The 21,056-nt window shown below is 30.4% G+C and carries 21 protein-coding genes; 6 read left to right on the top strand and 15 right to left on the bottom strand.

Annotated features, from left to right (window positions below; genetic code table 11):
- Positions 1-10: 10 nt before the first annotated feature.
- The 11 genes from LQ617_RS11630 to LQ617_RS11580 all read right to left on the bottom strand — a co-directional run bounded on the left by LQ617_RS11630 (position 11) and on the right by LQ617_RS11580 (position 10,516).
- The gene (locus tag LQ617_RS11630) at positions 11-931 is read right to left on the bottom strand and encodes an ABC transporter permease (RefSeq protein ID WP_239740456.1); all 921 of its coding nucleotides are present in this window, start codon (positions 929-931) and stop codon (positions 11-13) included.
- Positions 928-2,094 carry an ABC transporter permease gene (locus tag LQ617_RS11625; RefSeq protein ID WP_204175177.1) on the bottom strand — a complete coding sequence of 389 codons (1,167 nt, stop codon included), beginning with the start codon at positions 2,092-2,094 and terminating at the stop codon, positions 928-930. The genes LQ617_RS11630 and LQ617_RS11625 overlap by 4 nt, the downstream gene beginning before the upstream one ends.
- Positions 2,095-2,112: 18 nt before the next feature.
- Positions 2,113-3,612, bottom strand: a complete 1,500-nt coding sequence (locus LQ617_RS11620) for a DUF6583 family protein (RefSeq protein WP_239740455.1) — start codon at positions 3,610-3,612, stop codon at positions 2,113-2,115.
- A gap of 77 nt (positions 3,613-3,689) precedes the next feature.
- On the bottom strand, positions 3,690-4,298 hold the full coding sequence (locus LQ617_RS11615) for a C39 family peptidase (protein WP_037589072.1): 609 nt from the start codon (positions 4,296-4,298) through the stop codon (positions 3,690-3,692).
- 147 nt (positions 4,299-4,445) lie between these two features.
- Positions 4,446-4,802 carry a transcriptional regulator, SarA/Rot family gene (locus LQ617_RS11610; protein ID WP_037589073.1) on the bottom strand — a complete coding sequence of 119 codons (357 nt, stop codon included), beginning with the start codon at positions 4,800-4,802 and terminating at the stop codon, positions 4,446-4,448.
- Positions 4,803-5,220: 418 nt separating this feature from the next.
- Positions 5,221-5,574 (bottom strand): DoxX family protein, encoded by a 354-nt coding sequence (locus LQ617_RS11605; protein ID WP_025906850.1) that lies wholly within the window; start codon positions 5,572-5,574, stop codon positions 5,221-5,223.
- On the bottom strand, positions 5,574-6,626 hold the full coding sequence (locus tag LQ617_RS11600) for an LLM class flavin-dependent oxidoreductase (RefSeq protein ID WP_239740454.1): 1,053 nt from the start codon (positions 6,624-6,626) through the stop codon (positions 5,574-5,576). The genes LQ617_RS11605 and LQ617_RS11600 overlap by 1 nt, the downstream gene beginning before the upstream one ends.
- A 148-nt stretch (positions 6,627-6,774) precedes the next feature.
- Complete coding sequence (locus LQ617_RS11595; RefSeq protein ID WP_239740453.1) at positions 6,775-7,137, bottom strand: hypothetical protein; 363 nt, start codon at positions 7,135-7,137, stop codon at positions 6,775-6,777.
- Between the two features lie 26 nt (positions 7,138-7,163).
- Entirely contained in the window at positions 7,164-7,712 is a 549-nt protein-coding gene (locus LQ617_RS11590; RefSeq protein ID WP_126477740.1) for a tubby C-terminal domain-like protein, read from the bottom strand.
- 30 nt (positions 7,713-7,742) lie between these two features.
- Entirely contained in the window at positions 7,743-8,489 is a 747-nt protein-coding gene (locus LQ617_RS11585; RefSeq protein WP_037589077.1) for a transcriptional regulator, SarA/Rot family, read from the bottom strand.
- Positions 8,490-8,503: 14 nt separating this feature from the next.
- Positions 8,504-10,516: a helix-turn-helix domain-containing protein gene (locus LQ617_RS11580; protein WP_239740452.1), complete on the bottom strand. Its 2,013-nt coding sequence runs from the start codon at positions 10,514-10,516 to the stop codon at positions 8,504-8,506.
- Between the two features lie 488 nt (positions 10,517-11,004).
- Between LQ617_RS11580 and LQ617_RS11575 the strand changes: the two genes are divergently transcribed.
- Complete coding sequence (locus LQ617_RS11575) at positions 11,005-11,784, top strand: CHAP domain-containing protein (RefSeq protein WP_037589080.1); 780 nt, start codon at positions 11,005-11,007, stop codon at positions 11,782-11,784.
- A 45-nt stretch (positions 11,785-11,829) separates the two neighbouring features.
- Here LQ617_RS11575 and nhaC read toward each other — a convergent pair whose 3' ends face one another.
- Positions 11,830-13,230, bottom strand: coding sequence for a Na+/H+ antiporter NhaC (nhaC, locus tag LQ617_RS11570; protein ID WP_126477738.1), 1,401 nt, complete (start codon positions 13,228-13,230; stop codon positions 11,830-11,832).
- A 379-nt stretch (positions 13,231-13,609) separates the two neighbouring features.
- On the opposite strand from nhaC, the gene LQ617_RS11565 reads away from it, so the two are divergent.
- The 3 genes from LQ617_RS11565 (at position 13,610) to LQ617_RS11555 (ending at position 16,235) form a co-directional block, all read left to right on the top strand.
- The gene (locus tag LQ617_RS11565) at positions 13,610-14,170 is read left to right on the top strand and encodes a CHAP domain-containing protein (RefSeq protein WP_025906859.1); all 561 of its coding nucleotides are present in this window, start codon (positions 13,610-13,612) and stop codon (positions 14,168-14,170) included.
- Positions 14,171-14,314: 144 nt separating this feature from the next.
- Positions 14,315-14,713 carry a DUF4870 domain-containing protein gene (locus tag LQ617_RS11560; protein WP_037589082.1) on the top strand — a complete coding sequence of 133 codons (399 nt, stop codon included), beginning with the start codon at positions 14,315-14,317 and terminating at the stop codon, positions 14,711-14,713.
- 232 nt (positions 14,714-14,945) lie between these two features.
- The gene (locus LQ617_RS11555; protein WP_239740475.1) at positions 14,946-16,235 is read left to right on the top strand and encodes a cation:dicarboxylate symporter family transporter; all 1,290 of its coding nucleotides are present in this window, start codon (positions 14,946-14,948) and stop codon (positions 16,233-16,235) included.
- Between the two features lie 46 nt (positions 16,236-16,281).
- Here LQ617_RS11555 and gmpC read toward each other — a convergent pair whose 3' ends face one another.
- From gmpC to LQ617_RS11540, 3 genes are read right to left on the bottom strand one after another with little or no spacing between them, the layout of a single operon-like run.
- Entirely contained in the window at positions 16,282-17,124 is an 843-nt protein-coding gene (gene gmpC, locus LQ617_RS11550) for a dipeptide ABC transporter glycylmethionine-binding lipoprotein (protein WP_037589083.1), read from the bottom strand.
- Between the two features lie 27 nt (positions 17,125-17,151).
- Entirely contained in the window at positions 17,152-17,811 is a 660-nt protein-coding gene (locus tag LQ617_RS11545; protein ID WP_025906863.1) for a methionine ABC transporter permease, read from the bottom strand.
- Positions 17,811-18,830, bottom strand: coding sequence for a methionine ABC transporter ATP-binding protein (locus tag LQ617_RS11540; protein ID WP_037589085.1), 1,020 nt, complete (start codon positions 18,828-18,830; stop codon positions 17,811-17,813). The genes LQ617_RS11545 and LQ617_RS11540 overlap by 1 nt, the downstream gene beginning before the upstream one ends.
- A 261-nt stretch (positions 18,831-19,091) precedes the next feature.
- Here LQ617_RS11540 and LQ617_RS11535 point away from each other — a divergent pair, with 261 nt between their 5' ends.
- Both LQ617_RS11535 and LQ617_RS11530 read left to right on the top strand, forming a co-directional pair.
- Positions 19,092-19,403 carry a DUF485 domain-containing protein gene (locus LQ617_RS11535; RefSeq protein WP_037589086.1) on the top strand — a complete coding sequence of 104 codons (312 nt, stop codon included), beginning with the start codon at positions 19,092-19,094 and terminating at the stop codon, positions 19,401-19,403.
- On the top strand, positions 19,400-20,947 hold the full coding sequence (locus LQ617_RS11530) for a solute symporter family protein (protein ID WP_037589087.1): 1,548 nt from the start codon (positions 19,400-19,402) through the stop codon (positions 20,945-20,947). The genes LQ617_RS11535 and LQ617_RS11530 overlap by 4 nt, the downstream gene beginning before the upstream one ends.
- Positions 20,948-21,056: the final 109 nt, after the last annotated feature.

Raw genomic sequence — 21,056 nt, 5'->3', positions numbered from 1 at the left:
TATACACCTCCTAAACTTGAAAATACAAATATAGACAACTTATTGCGATAGACCATATGATAGACATAAAAAATTTATGACTAAGCGTATTTATTTTAAATAAGAATATACTTAAGACACTTTCATATATAAACAATGTCATCAATAAGACTAAATAAAATACAATGCTTAATGACCATGATAGTAGTAAACTCGTGATGACTACAATCGCGAATAATAATATGACATGACTCAATATATAATACGTAAATAATTTTAATTTTGTGCCATTAAACATCATTAATCGCTCTAGTGCAGCATTTTGTTTCAGTCGTTGATGCAATACAATTTGACTACAACTTACGATTAAGAGTAATGCAACATATACTGCTGCACCAATCGAAACATCTGAATGCTTTTGAACTGCATGGTGTTCCATTTTAGAGTGAGGTGTATGTTTAATATATGCTTTTTTAATTTCTTGCATCGATACATCTTGTTTAGATTTCTTCAAATGATCCTCAATAATGACGGGTATTTGCTGTTTGTATAAAGCTTTACTCGTCACTTCTAATGCAATTTCTCCAATGAAATCATCTTTGTAATATAACGGAATGCTATCACGCAAACGATTTTCCTTTAACCGTTCACTAAAATCATCAGGTATTTGTAAGCTTACGATTGCTTGCTTTTTTTGAATGACATCTTCAGTATATGCCTCATTCTTTGGCAAACGTATAACTTCTAAATATTTTGTTTGCTCTAAAGTGTGCACTAGCTCTTTTGAAGATTGAGATTCATCCAAATCTTGAACTGCTATTGGCATTTTAAATAATTGATTACTAGATGCTTGAACACCTACAATGATCAATATTGTTATTAACAGTAACGCCACTAAAGTTACATATTGTTTCCATTGCTTTTTAACAACTAAATGAAAGATTGATTTCATCGGCGATACCTCCAATACAAAGCAGAGATTACTAATACGAGCATAATACCTAAATGCCAATAATACATTGGATGTGTGTCAATGATGTAATTATTTAAAAGCATTTCTACTAGCTGATTAAACACAATTGAAAATGGTAATGCTTCAATCAATCCTGCACTCAAACTTTTCAAATAAATGATTGGAATCACAGCGCCAGATAACAATAAGATTACTAGCGTTAATAAAACTTTAAACAAATAATTCAATATATTTCTAAACGCAATATCTATAAAGAGAAATACTAAAAATATCATGACTAAATAATAAGCAATATCTAAGATAAGTTGCCCAATATTATACATTTCAAATTCTGGTTTAAGAAAATGTATGATGACCCATAAACCAAGTATGCTCCAAAGTGTTGTATAGAAAAGACTAAACACACCTCTTACAATTGTTAACTTTTCATAAGAAAAATGATACATACTTAATCGTTCTTTTAATGCATCTTTTTGATTCATTTTTAAAATGCTAAAAATTGAAAAGAAAAAGAAAAAGATAGATACAAAATAAGTTGAAATTGTATAATAACTGAACGTATCAAATACTTTGATAGGCTCATCGTCAAAGGAGCCGCTTCTATTTAACCCAGTAAATAACATATCTGTCATCATCGTTAACAATTCATTTTCGGATGCACTAGGATAAAGAGATGTATATGACATCGCCCCACCCATCGACAACATTAACCTGCTATATACCGAATCTGTTAACTGCAAAATAATAATACTTTCAACTGATTGTTTATCATATGTATTCACAACTATTGGTAATTCACCATTTTTATAAAATGCTTTCGTCATGCCATCTTTAAAGACAAAGTAGCCATCAATTTTCTTTTTTGATAATAGTTGTCGAGCTTTCTCTTCATTATAATGCTTTATAGACAAATCATTTCCGAGTGATTGCCCATCACCTATCGCATTTAAAATTAACTTTGTTTCTTTAGATTGGTCTTTATCTACGATTCCAATTGTAAACGCCTGATCTTTTTCATTTACTTGGTTAACCCCAATCATAACGGCCAACACAGCTAAAAATAATAATAAAATATATGCAATCAAATACCACTTTTTAATTAAAAAAGAGTGGTATATGTTGAACAATTTTATTGTCGACATATAACCACTCCTCTCTAATTATTGAATATCTTTCGCAAGATCTTCTCCTAAATCTTGTAGCTTATCTTCTATTTCTTTTGTTAAATCATCAACTTCTGAGTCTGATAATGTATTAAAGTCAATCGCGCCATCTTTCTTGAATTTAATGTCTTTTTTCAGTTCAGTTTTACCATCCATAATTAATTTAATATTTTCACCATTCACATCGAAATCAACATTTAATTTTTGTTTTTGTTGATTGTTTTTAGTGTCTGTTGTTAAATTATGGTCGTAATTTAAGTCTAAGCTTTGACCGCTAGATGGTGCAATCGTCACTTTACCTTTATCTGTACGTTTATCTCCATCAACTTTAGATTTATTATCTAATTTTAATGTTGTTGTTGAGTATGAATTTTCTTTGATTTCTAAATCATATTTATCGCTAATTTCATCTTTACCAGTTGATTTACCTTTAAGTGTAAGTTCACCGTCTTCACCTGGTGCTGATACTTTATAATCTACTTGTACGCCATCATCGATAACATTTGTACCTTGAATTCTAACTTTTTCATTATCTTTATTTGTAATTGTTAAGTCACGTTTCAAGATTTCTTTACCGTCTACGTAGATGATAGATTTCACTTTAGGATAATTTTTTACATCTTCGTCTTTAGCTTTCTTCAATAAATCTTTAATTTCTTTATCGTACTCTTTTACATTACCTTGTTTTTCTACGATGTTTTTAATATCTTCATCTTTTTTAGCTTCTTCAAGAATTGCTACAACGATTTTCTTAGTATCTTTTTCACTTAAGTTCATTGTTACTTTTTTCAATTCTTTTTCATCATCAAAAATCTTAACTTTTTCTTTATCTTTTTCAAAGTTATCGTCATCTAATTGATCAACAAATAAGTCACTATATCTTTTTGAGATTTTGTCGATTTGATCTTGAGAGATTTGAGAGCTAGATAAGATCGTATTTAAATTTAAAGAATCATTTGTAATTTCTTGTCCGTCTGTTGAATCTAATGATTCACCAGTAGCTTTTTCGATTCCTTTTTTAATTTCATTATTTTTTACTTTATATATGTCTTTAAATAATGGTGTTTCTAAATATTGATTATTTTTGTCTGCGCTCCATTGGAAGTTACCAATCTTGTTGTCTGCAATTGTAGGTTCAATACCTAATTTAGAGTTTTTCGCTTTAGGATCATGCCCAACATTAAAGACAATATTCGTTGAGTCGATAACTGACTTTGGTATGCCTAATTGAGAAACTAATGAATCTGATACTTCTGCTCCAAATTTGAATGATGTTTCATAAGATTCATCTTTCATTTTATCTTGGAATTCAGTTTCGTTTTCAAATCTGTCGTTAAAGTATTCTTTCCAAGATTTTGCTGATTCTTGTTCACTTAATAAATATGTATTCTTTGGCGTATTTGTTAGAAAATAATATGTTGCTGCGCCACCAATTCCTACTATTGCAAGAAAGGCTACTACAATTCCTATAATTAGTAACTTTAATTTAGTAGACATTTAAACACCTCTTTTTAAAATTTATAACCATATCATAACAAATGTTACAACATTATGACATAATATTTTAAAAATAATTATATTTTTTTGTAAATACACATTTTTCCTGGCGTATTATAACTCATCTTCATTTTATTTTTTTTCATTTTGATAATTTGATATTTGGATGGCCATAATGCTGGTATATATGCATATCCCAGTATTTGCTTCCATAAAGGATCTATATAATAGTAATACTCATCATCATATCCAATTAATAAAGTTACATGGATATTTGTAACATAGGATTTACCTTTATCACCGATTTTAAAAATTTTGCGAATCGGTTTAGCTCCTAATGTCGTATGATATATTACAACCGGATGACCTTTATCAATTATCTTCTCTAGATCTTCAAGTTCAGTACCCGTACCATCAATAATTTCTGAATCATATCTATTTAGAAATTCTGCAAGTACATTTGGAAAAATAGTTTGGTGATGGCCAAATTTGATTAGAAAATGATTGCCTACATATCCCTTTTCTGGGTTATCTGAATGTGTTGGCCACTTACTCATAATAGTCGTTGCATTAATATCTTTATTATAGAAATTAAGCAGCATCGAACTTGCCGTACCTTCACACCCCATAACCATTGGTATAGGAAATAATTGACTTTTCGGTTTAACATTTAATAATTCGCCCATAGAGGTTCTCCTTTTACGATATCTTCTTAAATAAATTCGTTTGTTTATACATATAATATATCATTTAACATTTAACTACATAGTATAAAAAAGCGGGACAGAGCATCTTTTACTAAAAAGATTTCTTTATCCCGCTTCTCGATATTATTATAGTATTTCAGCTTCAATCTCCATTAATAATTTTTTTATCTTTTTATGTTGAACTTTTGATACTTGTAACGCAACTGTTCTCTCATCTTGATCATTTCTCTTTTTAGAAATAAGTCCTTTTTCTTTTAAGTTTTGCACGGCTTTTGAAATATAATATGGCTTAAATTTAGATTGTTTAATGATATCTTTAACGTTGTAACAATCTTTTTCTCCTTTATATATATAAACTAAAATATATATTTCTTCGAACGAGAGTGCAAATTGACTTTTGATATTTGCGATATAATCTTTTGATTTCCTAGTTGTAACAACTAATTCAACGATGTTTCTGATTGGTACTGATACTGATTCCATTGCAAATCAACTCCTTAAAATAATCTAATAAATAGTTGAATTGGTATATTGTGCAATCTTTAGTATCTATAGCATTTTTCCCTTTCAACACAATGATTTAATAATATTTATTATTTTATAATGACTTTTAAAAACATTCAATAAATTTTCAAACAATCACTTTTCAACATTTCCAACTTTACGAAAAACCCTTATATATCAAGCCTTACAGCGTACATTTTACAAAAAAATTACCTGTGTATATAGTTTTTATTTATGACATTTTAAAAAAATATTACTTTTTAAATATAAAGAATTCCTACCATAAATTGAATAATATATAATAATGATGATGGCAGATTTTCTTTTGCATTTTCCTAATTTTGTTTAAAACAAAAAATCTGGTACATCTTAATGTACCAGATTTAAAGATTGTATATTATTTTTTCTTACCTAATGTATCAACGAAACTTAATGCAGATAAACCTAAAAGTGTTAAAGCATGTTTAGCACCTTTAAAGCCATGTCCAGCTTCATAGTGTTTATATGCTGCAACTGTCATAACCGAACCTACAAGTACTGAACCTAATCTTGATAAAGATTTGTTGCAAGCACTTAAGAATAAGAAGATAGAACCTACTAATTCAAGTCCACCAGCTAATTTCATAGCATTTCTTGAAAGGCCGAATCCTTCTTCGAATTGTTGAGCCATACCGTCGTCATCTTTCACTTTTGGTTGACTTGAATCAAAAATTTGTTTACCTACATATACATTTAATAAATATCTTAACATTACTTAATTTCCTCCTTATTTTTCATATATTCATCTACAATCGGTTTAACTTGCTCACCTAATAGTTGAATAGATTTTAATACTTTTTCATGTGGCATAGAGCCTACTGGTAAATGTAACATAAATCGATTAATACCTAAATCTTCATGCAGTTTAATAATTTTAGATGCAACTGTTTCAGGACTTCCAACAAACAATGCACCATGAACAATTTCTTGTTCGAATTTTTCCATTGAATACGGTGGCCATCCACGTTCTCGGCCTAATTGATTTATAACATATGCACTTGATGGATAATATTCTTCCATAGCTTGTTCATCAGTTTCAGCAATGTAACCCCATGAGTGTGTCGCTACAGGTAATTTAGATGTATCAAAACCATTTGATTCAGCAACAGCTTTGTACATTGCCACATTACGTTTAAAACGACTTGGCGCCCCTCCTATAATAGCATAAGTGATAGGTAATCCCAATTTTCCTGCTCTCATAGAAGATTCTGGATTACCTCCAGTTGCTAACCAAATAGGTAATTTATCTTGAACTGCTCTTGGAAATACTTTTAAATGATCAATTGCAGCTCTTGTTTGTCCTTGCCAAGTCACGGTTTCATTTTCATTAATTTGCATTAATAAATCTAATTTTTCTTTATAAAGTAAATCGTAATCTTTTAAGTCATATCCGAATAGTGGAAATGACTCAATAAATGAACCTCTACCTGCCATAATTTCTGCTCTACCATTACTAATCGCATCTAATGTAGCGAATCTTTGATAGACCCTAACAGGATCGTCAGATGATAATACTGTTACTGCTGATGACAATCTAATGTTTTTAGTTTGACTAGCTGCAGCTGCTAACACTGTAACTGGATCTGATACTGCATAATCTTCTCTATGATGTTCCCCTAATCCATAAACATCTAATCCTACTTGATCAGCTAGCTTAATTTCTTCAACAATTTGATTTATTCTTTCATGTGCAGGGAAAGGTTTGTCCACACCATTAATTGGAGAGATTTCAGCAAATGATGATAATCCTAATTCAAATTTCATGTTCTCACCTCGATATAATTATTATACTAGATATAATTATTATACTAGATATAATTATAGTACTAAATTGTCATTTGTCAATATTATTAATCAAAATAAAAAAGTAGCACATAAACTTCTGCAGAAGTTTATGTGCTACTTTTTTTGTTTAAAGATTATTTTCTAAATTGCATAACTTGATAATAGACTGTTTTAAAGGCATCTCTTGTTCATAAATCCTTAACTGATCGATTGTTTCTGGATTTAAATAAATACATTTTTTAGGTTCTCCATTTTGAAATGCAACAATTGCTTCTCCATCTTCACTACCTTCAAACATTCTATCAACGTCTGAAAAATATTGACTCAAAATATAAATTAATGCATCACTATATCTTTCACGGTCTTGTTTATATAATTCAACTTGATCATCTTGTATATAATACGCATCAACAATAGTCATGCCATCTATTTCAGATATTTCATGCGTAATATCTTGATTCAGTTGTTCTCTCTTAAAAAATTTAAACAACGTAAACGATCCCCTTCATTTATCAATTAATTAGATTTACTTCTTTGATATTCCTGATACTCAAAAAATACTTGGAATAGCATGATTAACATTGCAGGATGATATTTTGAATTAACAATTTCAATATTATGATTGGATGCAATTTTAAATCTTTCAGACTTAGTCTCCATGACTAAATTATTTGCTTCATCTGTTACTTTTACAGATCTAGATATAAACCCTGATTCAAACAATAAAGTATCGTTTTTTTCACCATTAAATATTATTCTAGGTTTAAATCCAATTTTTGTTTCGAATGTACCTATTTTAGTGTCGTTCTTAAATACTTCCCAAACAGTTTTAAAAGGTGTCTTTAACTTTCCTTCTATCGATCTTTCTTGTAACACTTTAAAAGTGCCGCCTTCAAATTCAATCATAAAATTATGTTTCTTTCTTCCTAACAACGCAAATGTTTCTTGTCTAGTGGACGTATAATATAAGCTTAGTATAAATGCAGGATTATTGTGTTCATCATAGACTTCGATTGGTTTTGTTGATGCACCGAAAAAGTTTTCTTTGAAATGAAAATGTGACATATTAACCTCCTGAATGAGTTGTTATTATGCTCATTCTACCATAGCTAAATTTTGTTCACCATCTTTAATATTTTGTGATTTTAGTACATTTTCTATCATTAATTTAATCAACTTTTCTTTATCCTTCTTAATTGAAACTAATACAATTCGTTCATCTGTATTTGATCTTTCTTTATCAAGATAGTTTAACTTTACAAGTGCCTTTATAGATTTATTGATTTTTACTAAATCCCATCCAAACTGATCTTTAATATCTTTTAATGTTCTACATCCATTTTTAGACATCTCTATAAATAATAAAATCATAAATTGATCGATGTTCATTCTATATTCATGATTGATACTGAGATGTATATCATTCATCACACGATTAACCTCTATCACATAATCAACGAAACAATCCATATTTAAGTCTGGATAAATCTCATTTAAATTATGCTGAAGATCCATTTCTATTTGATTAATTAATTGAGATATTTTCGATTTGTGACGAGTTTCTACTATTATAATGATTTTTCTCTCATCTTGCTTTAATCGTTCTTTTTTATAATAGTTCAAATCATGTAAATAGGATATGACATGAGTTAACATCGTTTGATTAATACGAAGTACTTCTTTAAAATCTAGAGCTGTATATTTTCTTCTATTTTGATTATCGTTAATAAACTGCAAAATTTTTAAATGATAAATATTTAATGCGTAATTTTTCTTTAGTATTTTCTTCACTTGAAAATTTAAATAATTTAATTTCAATAATTCGTTCTTATATTCAGTCATAGCTCAATACCACCTTATTTTATTTTTTGTTTTATATAGATATGCTTAATGACATCAGCTGAAGAATCATAATCTATTACTAATTTTCTTAACTCTTTCTCAAAATTTATTGTATTTATCTTATTACCAGTTTCTTCATTAAAATGCTGATTAATTGGCTTATTACGTTTAATACAAATATCGTGAATTCTATACTCAATATCCTCAATGTTCAATCCAGTAATATTTAGTTTTTGATGCAGCTTATTAAACAGTTTATTATTTGGAAAAATTAATAGCTGATATTCATTTAAATAATGCGTAATTACAATATTGTCATTAAAAAACACGATATTTCCTCTTAATCTTTTTAAAGTTAAGATTAATTCAAATAACTGATACTGACTTTCTTTATTTAATTGTAATTCTTTGATCATAAGGTGACTGCTCTGTGAAGGTATCATACTATCAATCCAAGTATCATCTATAATAATTGAAATTCTTTGCTTATACTCTAAACACCATTTAAATGTTTCAATAAGTGATTCGATTCGATTAGGGGTTGTCGGTTGATATAAGATATTTAACGAAGAATTATTCTTTAATATAGTAGTTATTTCTCTGTCGGAGACTAATTCATTGTAAACTTTGCATGCAATTTGGTTATTTCCATCTATTATATGTGTCATTTGATTAGCTAAGTATTTATCGTAATCATTCAAAATTAACGTTACTTTTGAATCTTTCAATGTTTCATTTATCATTTTATAAACATGATTATATTGGTAATATGTCATATTTAAATAGAAATGAAACTGCCTCTGTCCATAATAGTACGTACAATCAATTAAATAATTTAATAGTCGCTTAAATTTATCTGTAAACACTTCTAAATTTTCAGTTCTAGATAAATTTATTTCAAATGAAATCTCAAATTGGTGTTCCATTGAGAATGAAAACATTTGATGCATCAATCTATTACTTTCAAAATTCGATTCGTTTAAAAGTCCATTAAGTAAGTGATGCGAAAACAATAATCCAAATTGCCCAATTTCTCTTCTCATCGTTAATAACTTTGATTGCTGAAAATTATTAGTTAATGTTTCAATGTTACTGATATATATTAATAAATTTGAAGTTGGAATCTTTGATGTTGATTGTGTATCTATATGAATATCTGAACTAACATAATCTACAACATTGGTAGATAACTCCTTTATACGATGAGATATATTTTCATAATTTTTAAGAAGAATTGTTCGTTCATTACTAAATGGATAGTACTGATCATTGGTCAGTTGCTTTCGATATTTCGCTGGCGTTATGTGATACTTTTCTCTAAAACTTTCTATAAAGTTCGATTCGTAAGTAAATCCATTATCCCCCGCAATTTGTGTAATAGATTTCTTTGAATAGATCAAGTCAAATACGGCATAAGATAAACGTATACTTTTTCTAAGTCCTATAAATCTCATATCCGTTATTTCTTCTAGATTTTCTGAAAACCATCTCACTGATAAAATACAATTCGTCGCAACTTCACCTATATATAATTTTTCTTTATAATTTTCATACATATAATTGATTGCTTTATGTATATCATTATTTAAAAAGTAATCATGATCTTCATCTACAATCCTATATAACCTCAATGTCATCATCAATTGCTTAATTGCATTAATCACATTTCTATCTTTATTATTTTTATATTTAAAGTAATTGACCAGCACCTTGTTCATATAAAACCTAAGCGCTTTGTAATCAAGTTTATCTACATCAATATAATACTTTTTATCAAATTGAAAAAAGTAATCTAGTTCACATCTTGATAAATATAAACTTGCTATAACAGTATCCTCTTTAGAATAAATACGATAATGTTCTAAATCATTAATGATGATAATTTCATTTTTTCGATAAACTCTTATTTTTCCATTGATATAGATTTTACTACTTCCTTCTATTACAAATAGAAGTAATAACCCCATATTAAAATCAGATTTAATATTTAAAGGTTGGTAAATTTTAAAATTACTATCATATAACATGTCAAACACCTCAATTCCTTATGAAACATCTTTATTTACTATTCACGATAATTATAATTCAACAAATATTACTAAAAATACTTTATTCTTGACTTTTTATTATGAAATTTTGTACTTATTTTAATCCTTCAGAAGCAATATTCTTTTATTTATTGGATATAATTTTTCGTATTATTATCCAAAGTCAATTATTTTATTATGTCTTAAATATTACAAACGTGTAACAAAGAATCCTGTTTAGTAACTAAAAGTGCTTAAAAACGTTGGTATTATAACGTTCTTTATTCAGTGTAAAATGTTCGGAATTATTACATGAAATCTTTAGATATTTAAATTAAATTACAAAGCTTTAACATTCAACACAAACTAAACTATTTCTGATAAAGTAGGTTTTGTTGATTAACAGCGAAGAAAAAACTTATTAGAAAAAAAACATAAAACATATACGAAAAAATTATTTTTAAATTATCTAGGAGGATTTATTTATTATGAAGAAAATCGCAACAGCAGCAATCGCAACAGCAGGAATCGCAACATTTATGGCACATGACGCAGATGCAGCAGAAAATACACAAGGATATAATCCAAACGATCCATATTCTTATTCTTACAATTACACAATTGACCAACAAGGTAACTACCACTACACTTGGGAAGGTAACTGGAATCCATCATCTCATTACGGTTACCAAGCTCAACAACAAGTAGCAACTAACACTGCTTCTTCAAATAACGAAGCAGCTTCAAATACAAATTATTCACAACCAGCATTCAATGCTGCACCAAATGGTGGTGGTTTAGGAGATTCTCATAACACATCTTCAAACCAAAACAATGTTCGTGTAACAACTACACAAGCACCATCAACTAGCAACCATACAGCAACTACATCAAACTCAAGTTCAAATGTAAGCACTACAACTACATCAACTTCTCGCCCATCAACTGGTGGAGGAGCTAACTTATACACTGCAGGACAATGTACTTACTATGCATTCAGCAAACGTCCTGACTTAGGTAGCACTTGGGGAAATGCTAATAACTGGGCTAACGCAGCAGCACAATCTGGTTACACAGTAAATAACAAACCATCTGCAGGTTCAGTATTACAAACTACAGCTGGTGGATACGGTCACGTTGCTTACGTAGATAAAGTAAACTCTGACGGTTCTATCCAAGTTTCTGAAATGAACTACCAAGGTGTAGGTGTTGTTTCAACTCGTACAATCTCAGCTTCAGCAGCTGGTTCTTACAACTACATTCACTAAGATGAATATAAATAAAAAAGAGCAATCGCAATGATTGCTCTTTTTTTATGCATTTGTTTTTACTTTTTTGATACCGATACCTGTTATACCATAAAATGCTGCAAAGAACACACATAAATAACATGGTACAGCCCACCAGAAGAAATCTCCTAACGAAACACCCAATAAATCACGATAATATATACCTGATGTTCCCCATGGGATAAATGGCAATACCATCGTCCCACAATCTTCTAGCGTTCTTGATAAGTTTACACGATCTAAATTACGTTCATTATACATGTCCATTAACAATACACCTATCATAATAATTACGACAGATGCAACACCAGCTGCAAATACCAGTATTAAGCTTCCCGCTATCGTAACTAATATCAAATGTGAATCTTTAGAGACTTTACTAGATATTGTCGTTAAAATAACTTTTAAACTGCCAGATGCTTCTACAATACCCGCAAATGCATAACCGCAGAAAATCGTTACAACAATTTCAGTCATACTCATAATGCCACCTCGTTGTAACAGTTCTACCATTGAACTTGATGCATCACTTTCAGCTAAGCCTGTCATATTGATATTGAAACCTTGCATCGTTACATTAAATGCATCTACTATTTCAAATCCATTATTAAACACACCTACAAACATTGCGACTAAACTAGATAATAACATCATCGGTACAGTAGGTTTTCCTATACTAATACCTAAGACTATAACAATAACTGGTACCCATACCCAAAAGTTTAAATTAAAAGCTGTATCAATATTACTCAGCAATTCATTTATTCTTTTGCTTTCTACATTTTTAGCATCAAATTGTAAGCCTGCTATAAACCATATAATAAGCCCAATAATTGATGCAGGTATTGTCGTCCACATCATATGTTGGATATGCCTAAAGATATTTACTTTCGTTACTAATGCAGCTAAATTGGTCGTATCAGAAAGTGGTGACATTTTATCTCCAAACACACCACCTGCTATTACAACACCTGCAACCATACCTATCGGAATATTCATTTCATTGGCAATCGCCATTAATGCTATACCAGCTGTACCTACTGATCCCCATGCAGTACCTGTAGCGACAGATGTAACGGCTGTTATGACAAATGCAGTTACTAAAAAGTATGTCGGATTGATCGTTTCTAAACCATAATAAATTAAAGCAGGTACAGTGCCTGAATACATCCACGTACCTATTAAAATACCGACTGCAAATATTATGTATATAGCTGGCATTGCAGTTGCTAGCCTCTTTGTAATACCATCTTGTAAGTCTTCCCAAGTTAAGCCTACTCTAATGGCTATAAAGCTCGCATAAACCGCTGCAATAATTAATAAAGGCTGAATTGGATAATGTAAAATCCCAAAACCAATCAATACGACTAGCCCCATAAATAAAATCGTAGAAATTGCTTCAAATAAAGTTGGTAATCTCTTCATATAATGCCCCCTTCAATATACTTAGAAAACTAACCATATTATTTAATATATGAAAAAAGTAGTCGCAAATAATTTGCTAACTACTCTTTTTCAATGTTTTAATCCTTAACATAAATATTACAAGCAAATGACATTAATTTTCTAAAAATTCACCGTAAAACCTTATATTATCGGTATATTTTCTATATTACTGTTTGTCATAATTGGTCATAAATATTACTAAAATATTGTATCTGATTATGATTAAGTAACAAGTGTATGAAAACACACACAAACATAAAAACATCTGTTAAAGTATTATTTGTCGTCGGAAAACGACACAAACAAAACTAAAATTTAAATTTAAAACATATACGAAATTTACGGAGGATTATTTATAATGAAAAAATTAACAGCATTCGCAGTATTATCTACGGGATTAGCAACAACAATAATTGGAAATGGTGAAGCTTCAGCAGATACTTTCGATAACGCTCAAGCTCCAGTCCAAAACCAAACTCAAACTCAAAACTTTAACTATACTAATAACTATAGCCAAAATTACAACACTTCAAACATGAGTCAATCATTTACTTCATCAGTAACACAAACTGCAACTCAAACTACAAGTTCATCAGCTAACTTATACACTGCTGGACAATGTACTTATTATGTATTTGATAAAAGACAAGCAGCTGGAGAACCAATTAGCTCAACTTGGGGAAATGCTAACCAATGGGCAGCAAACGCAGCAGCAGATGGTTACACAGTAAATAACACACCTAAAAAAGGTTCAATCTTACAATCAACAGCTGGTGCTTACGGACACGTAGCATACGTTGAAAATGTAAACTCTGACGGTAGCGTTGAAGTTTCTGAAATGAACTACCAAGGTGAAGGTGTCGTATCAACTCGTACTATCTCAGCTTCAGAAGCTGGTTCTTACAACTACATTCACTAAGATTAATTGAATATCATGTATATGGAGACTGGACATATTATTGTCTAGATCTCCTTTTTTGTTTATAAAATAATTAATTTATATTATTGTTTGGCGGCAACGGTAAAAAAATGTATACTTGAATTAAGTTAGGAGGGATTATACATGCGTGAAAACGAACAAAATCCATTTCAACAAACTTCAACACATTCAACATATGAAGAAGTATCACAACACGTTGATACAACTGATGATGATAGATTATTCGGTATGCTTATATACTTAACAAGTTTCTTTGCTTCATTCTTTGCGCCACTTATCATTTGGTTAATTAAAAGAGAGAACTCTCCATTCGTTGATAGAATTGGTAAAGATTATTTAAACTTCTTTATTTCATATACGATTTGGGGGCTTGTTGCTTCCCTATTATGTTTAATATTAGTAGGTTTTATTTTAATACCAATATTAGCTATTTTAGCTTTTGTCTTTACGGTTATTGGTGCTATCAAAGCATACAATGGAGAAACTTATTTACCACCATTATCAATTCGTATGATCAAATAACACTTTCAATTTTTGAAAGTGTTATTTTCCTTTTTTATAGTAAAACTGATTAAATACTAAAATTAAAATTCGTGATAGAATGACGTATACTCTTATAATCTTAAGAGTGACGTATTTTATGAATCCCCTTTTTAAACGTTATTTGTGCAGTTCCATTTTTATGGAAAGGCATAATTTTTTTTGTACTTTATCACTACAGTGCTTTAAAGGAGGAGTTTTTTTGGATCAAAAAATTAAAAAACCGAGAAGAAGATATATAAGCTTACCGACACAAATATTAATCGCTTTAGTATTAGGTGTTGTGGTAGGATACTTTTTACACGGACAAGACCATTTAATTAAATTCATTCGACCTATTGGAGATATCTTTTTAAATCTTATTAAAATGATTGTTATTCCAATTGTATTCTGTTCATTAGCATTATCAATTTCAAACGTTGGTGATATGCATACAGTTGGTAGATATGGTTGGAAAACGATTTTATACTTTGAAATTATCACGACAATTGCAATTGGGCTGGGCATTATATTCGGAAACTTATTCAAACCTGGATTAGGTATAGACGCAAACAAATTACCTAAAGGTGATATTTCTAAATATGAACAAACTGCTGATGCTGCAGAAAAGTCTACTTATGGTAACCATATGATAGATACTATAGTTAGCATCATACCTACAAATATATTTGAAGCTTTAACAGCTGGAGAATTACTACCTATTATATTCTTTGCAGTATTCTTCGGATTAGCAATCGCTGCTGTTGGTGAAAAAGGTCAACCAGTTAAAGATGTATTAAGCGGAACATTAGAAGCTGTATTCTGGATGATACATAGAATATTACGATTAGCGCCATATGGTGTATTTGCTTTTATCTGTGTAACGATTATGACATTTGGATTATCTGCTTTAATTCCATTAGTTAAGTTATTAGCTGTTGTTGTAGGTGCAATGGTATTCTTTATTATTGTTGTATTAGGGATTGTCGCAAAAATTTGTGGTATCAGCGTATTCTCTATTATTCGCATATTAAAAGACGACTTATTGTTAGCGTTCTCAACTTCAAGTTCAGAAACGGTTCTACCATCAGTCATGGAAAAAATGGAAAAGTTCGGTGCACCAAAAGATATTGTTTCATTTGTAGTACCAACAGGATATACATTTAACCTTGATGGATCAGCTTTATACCAATCAATCGCAGCATTATTTGTTGCTCAGATGTATGGTGTTCATTTAACGCTTGTTGAACAGTTAATATTAATGTTTACATTAATGATTACATCTAAAGGTATGGCAGCTGTACCTGGTACTTCTATAGTTGTTCTTATTACAACATTAGGGTCTATGGGATTAAATCCAGAAGGACTTGCATTAATTATCGGTATAGACAGACTATTAGATATGACTAGAACATGTGTCAATGTTGTAGGTAACGCGTTATCAACAATTGTAATCTCTAAATGGGAAAACAAATATGATCACGAAAAAGGTCAACAATATTTAAAAACATTAAAAAAAGCATAAAATAAAAAAGATTCGGCTAAGGGGAGCCGAATCTTTTTATTTTAATTTATTTAAGTGAATCCACAATTTCTTTAATTTCATCTTGTTTTAAATCAACAACAATTTCTCCGTCTTTAGTATCTTCTTTTAAAGCATCTTTAGCTTCTTCTGAATGATATAATTCCGCAATTTTCTTATATGTTTTATTATCTTTGTCTTTTGTATTTGCTGCGATAAAGTTGATATAAGGTTTAGCTGCATTAGCATCTGGATCTTCTAAGAAGATAGGGTCGTTTTTAGGATCTAATCCAGCTTTTGAAGCTACACCATTATTGATAACAGCAATATCCACTTCATCTAATGCTCTCGCTGTTTGTTGTGCATCTACAGCTTTAATGTTTAAATTCTTTTTATTCTCAACAATGTCTTTAGGTCCACCACTTAAACCGAAGTTCTTATCTAATTTAATGTAACCTGCTTTTTCTAATAATTTTAACGCTCTTGCTTGGTTTGAAACATCATTTGGAATTACGACTTTAGCACCATTTTTTAAATCTTTAACATCTTTCAATTCTTTCGAGTATATACCTAATGGTGCAAACACTGTCGTTCTTATTGGTGTAATTTCTGTACCTTTATTTGCTTTCTTAAATTGATCTAAAAATGCGAAATGTTGGAAGGCATTTAAATCAATATCTCCGTCTGATAAAGCTTTATTTGGAACATTGTAGTCTGAAAACTGTTTGATTTCAACTTCAATACCATCTTTTTTAGCTAATTCTTTTACTTTGTCCCAAACTGCTGTGTCATTTGATGCGATACCAATTGTTACTTTCTTGTCGTCTTTCTTATCTCCACATGCTGCGAGTAATAATACTAATGCTACTAATAATGTTAAGACTTTCTTCATTTGAATTGCTCCTTTATATTAAAATATTTAACTTCTGCGTACTAATCTAGATAAGACATTACCTAGAGATTGAATAACTTGTACCATAATAACAAGTATAATAACGGTGATAACGATGACGATTGTATCAAATCTTTGATAGCCGTATGCAAGTGCTAAGTCACCTATTCCGCCACCACCAACTGCACCGGCCATTGCAGTAGCACCAATTAAACCAATAATTGAAGTCGTTAATGCTAAGATTAATGATCCTAGTGCTTCTGGTAATAAGAAATATCTAATAATTTGAATGGGTGAAGCACCCATTGAATGTGCAGCTTCAATAACACCAGAATTAACTTCTAATAATGAGTTTTCAACTAATCTTGCTATGTAAGGTGCAACATAAACAGTCAGTGGTACAATTGCTGCAGATGTACCTATTGAAGTACCTACAATTAATTTCGTAAAAGGTACAATCGCAATTAATAATATAATGAAAGGTAAAGATCTAAATATATTAATAATTGGATTAAGTAAATAATAAATGATGACATTTTCCCATATACCGTTTTTTCTAGTAATCACTAACAAAATGCCTAATGGAATACCGATTAATGCACCTAATACAAGTGACACAGTTACCATATATAAAGTTTGATATATAGAATCTAACAATAGTGAAGAATCTAATGATGATCCGAACATTATGCACCAACCTCCTCAAATTCTATATTTAATGAATCTAAATGGGCAAAACTTCTTCTAATTGCACTATCGTCACCCTTCAGACGTAACGTTAAGTACCCTACTGGTGTGCCTTGAATATCTGACATTGAAGCAAACAAGACATTAATTTGAACTTGATATTTTGTAATTAAATCATTAATGATGGATTGTGTCACTTTCTCTCCATCTATGTATAATTTAATGTCTGTTGCATGTTGATCAGTCGGTATTAACTTTCTTAAATTATCTGATATATCTGTTGTAATAACGGTAGATACAAAATTCTTAGCTGTTGCTGTTTTAGGATGGCTAAAGACATCTAATACAGGTCCAATTTCGATAACTCTTCCATTTTCCATGACTGCAACTTTGTTACAAATCTTCTGTATCACACTCATTTCATGTGTAATCAGTAGAATTGTGACTCCAAATTCTTCATTGACATTTTTTAATAATTTCAATATAGAATCTGTCGTTGCCGGATCAAGTGCACTAGTTGCTTCGTCACATAATAATATTTTTGGATCTGTCACGAGTGCTCTTGCAATAGCCACTCTTTGTTTTTGTCCTCCAGATAGTTCATTAGGATATTGCTTCCCTTTATCCTCTAGTCCAACAAACTTTAATAGTTCATCTACTTTAGCTTTAATTTTTTCTTTACTTGTACCTTGCAAAATAAGTGGCATCGCAACATTATTAAATACTGTCTTAGAATTTAATAAATTGAAATGTTGAAATATCATGCCGATATTCTTCTTAACGCTTTGTAATTCTTTCTTTGAATATTGATTGATGTCATGGCCATTAACAATGACCTCTCCCGTTGTTTTCTCTTCCAAAGCATTAACAAGTCTTATTAACGTACTTTTTCCTGCACCACTATATCCAATTACGCCAAAAATATCTTGTTCTTCGACTTTAAAACTGACATCTTTTAAAGCTTGGATTTCAGAATTCTTTTGCTGGAAAATTTTATTTACATTTTTAAATTCAATCATCTTATTTATCCCTTCCGAATTCTTATTAATATGATAAGAATTATATGGGTGTTTCCATTTATCGTCAATACTTATAATCAAATTTTTCTAAATATTCATTTATTTGGATTGTATTTTTTCTCTTTAATGATTGATTAACATTTTCTTAATGAATTTTTATTAATGTAAGCGCTATCAATAAATTATTGACAACTTTGTGAACAACAAATAAAATGAAAATTAAGATGTATTTTTACATCTGTAAATAAGGGGGTTATGAGTATGGCAGAGCATGATTTCAAGCGTTTAGCAGCAGATCCAAAGTTTAAAGAACTTCTGAAAAAAAGAAATAGTTTTATATTTCCTATCTCTATATTCTTTATTTTGGCAACACTCCTATTTCCAGTGTTGACTGGTTATACAAACATCTTGAATAATATTGCATTTTGGAATATTTCATGGGCATGGATTTACGCTTTATTATTATTCATTATGGTTTGGACACTTGTCACTTTGTACATGCGAAAAGCAAAATCTTTTGATAAAGATGCTGAGGAACTATTAAAAGCATATAGAGAGGAGCAAAACTTATGAATGTCATCGTTGTCGTTATGTTTTTAATATTTGTCGGGATCACATTATTTATTACATATTTTGCATCTAAAAGAACGCAATCAGCAAATGACTTCTACACTGCTGGTGGCGGCTTAACTGGTTGGCAAAATGGTTTGGCAATTGCAGGTGATTATTTATCTGCCGCATCATTTTTAGGTATAGCAGGTGCCATCGCATTATGGGGGTTTGATGGTTTCTTCTATAGTATTGGTTATTTAACAGCTTATCTTATTGTGTTATACATCGTAGCTGAGCCGTTAAGAAATCTTGGTAAATATACTTTAGCAGATATGATTGCTGCACGATTTGAATTAAAAAAAGTAAGAGCTATGGCTGCAGTCTCTTCTATTACAATAGTTATATTCTACATGCTTGCACAACTCGTTGGAGCAGGTGCACTTATTCAATTACTATTTGGTATTCCTTATACACTCGCTGTTATTCTAGTTGGTATTATGATGACTATTTACGTATTATTTGGTGGTATGACAGCAACAAGTTGGGTACAAATGGTTAAAGCGGTATTACTTATGATAGGTACAGTAATTATTTCATTTTTAGTGTTATTACATTTTGACTTCAATCTTTCTACGATGTTTGGTGAAATGCATAACATTAAGTCATCAGATTTCAAAGGTGAATTTATTAATCCAGGTTCACAAGGTAAACCACCGTTAGATAACATCTCATTAATTATTGCGTTACTGTTTGGTACAGCTGGTTTACCACACATATTGATGAGATTCTTTACAGTTAAAGATGCTAAAACGGCAAGATCTTCTGTAATGTGGGCAACATGGATTATCGGTATCTTCTACATTTTAACGATATTCCTTGGGTTTGGTGCAGCAGCATTATTAACACGTGAAGAAATTATTGCAGCTAACCCTGCAGGTAATATGGCAGCTCCATTATTAGCAGCAAAATTAGGTGGAGATTTCTTAATGTCATTTGTTTCTGCCGTTGCATTTGCAACGATATTAGCAGTAGTAGCAGGTTTAGTATTAACAGGTGCCTCTGCATTTGCACATGATATTTACGGGCAAGTTATTAAAAAAGGTAAAATAAGCGAACGTGAACAGATGAAAGCAGCAAAATTAGCTTCATTAACCGTTTCAGTTGTATCTATTATATTAGCCTTATTTGCTCAAAATTTAAACGTAGCATTCTTAGTATCATTAGCATTTTGTGTCGCAGCAAGTGCTAACTTACCTGTCATTGTATTTACGATATTTTGGAAGAGATTTAACACACACGGTGCCATCACAGGAATCGCTGTTGGTTTAATTGTGTCACTTATACTCGTTATTTTAAGTCCAAATGTCATGAATCCAGCAGGAACAGCATTTATAACAATGTCGCCAATATTCCCATTATCAAACCCTGCAATCATATCAGTACCAGCAGGCTTTATTGGTGCATTTTTAGGAACATTCCTAGGTAAATCAGAATCACATGATAAATTCCAAGAAGTTCAAGTTAAATCAGCAACCGGAATATCAACTTCAGATATTACACATTAAAAATTCGATAGTGTTGTGGAAGTATTTAGAGACACAATTCTGAGAAATGTCCCTAAGGAGTGCTGTTAGAGACACAATTACGAATAATGTCCCTAACGGGTGCTGTTAG

It is taken from the genome of Mammaliicoccus sp. P-M59 (assembly GCF_022386135.1).
Taxonomy (GTDB): Bacteria; Bacillota; Bacilli; order Staphylococcales; family Staphylococcaceae; genus Mammaliicoccus; species Mammaliicoccus sciuri_A.
This window is presented reverse-complemented; position numbering and strand designations above follow the sequence as displayed.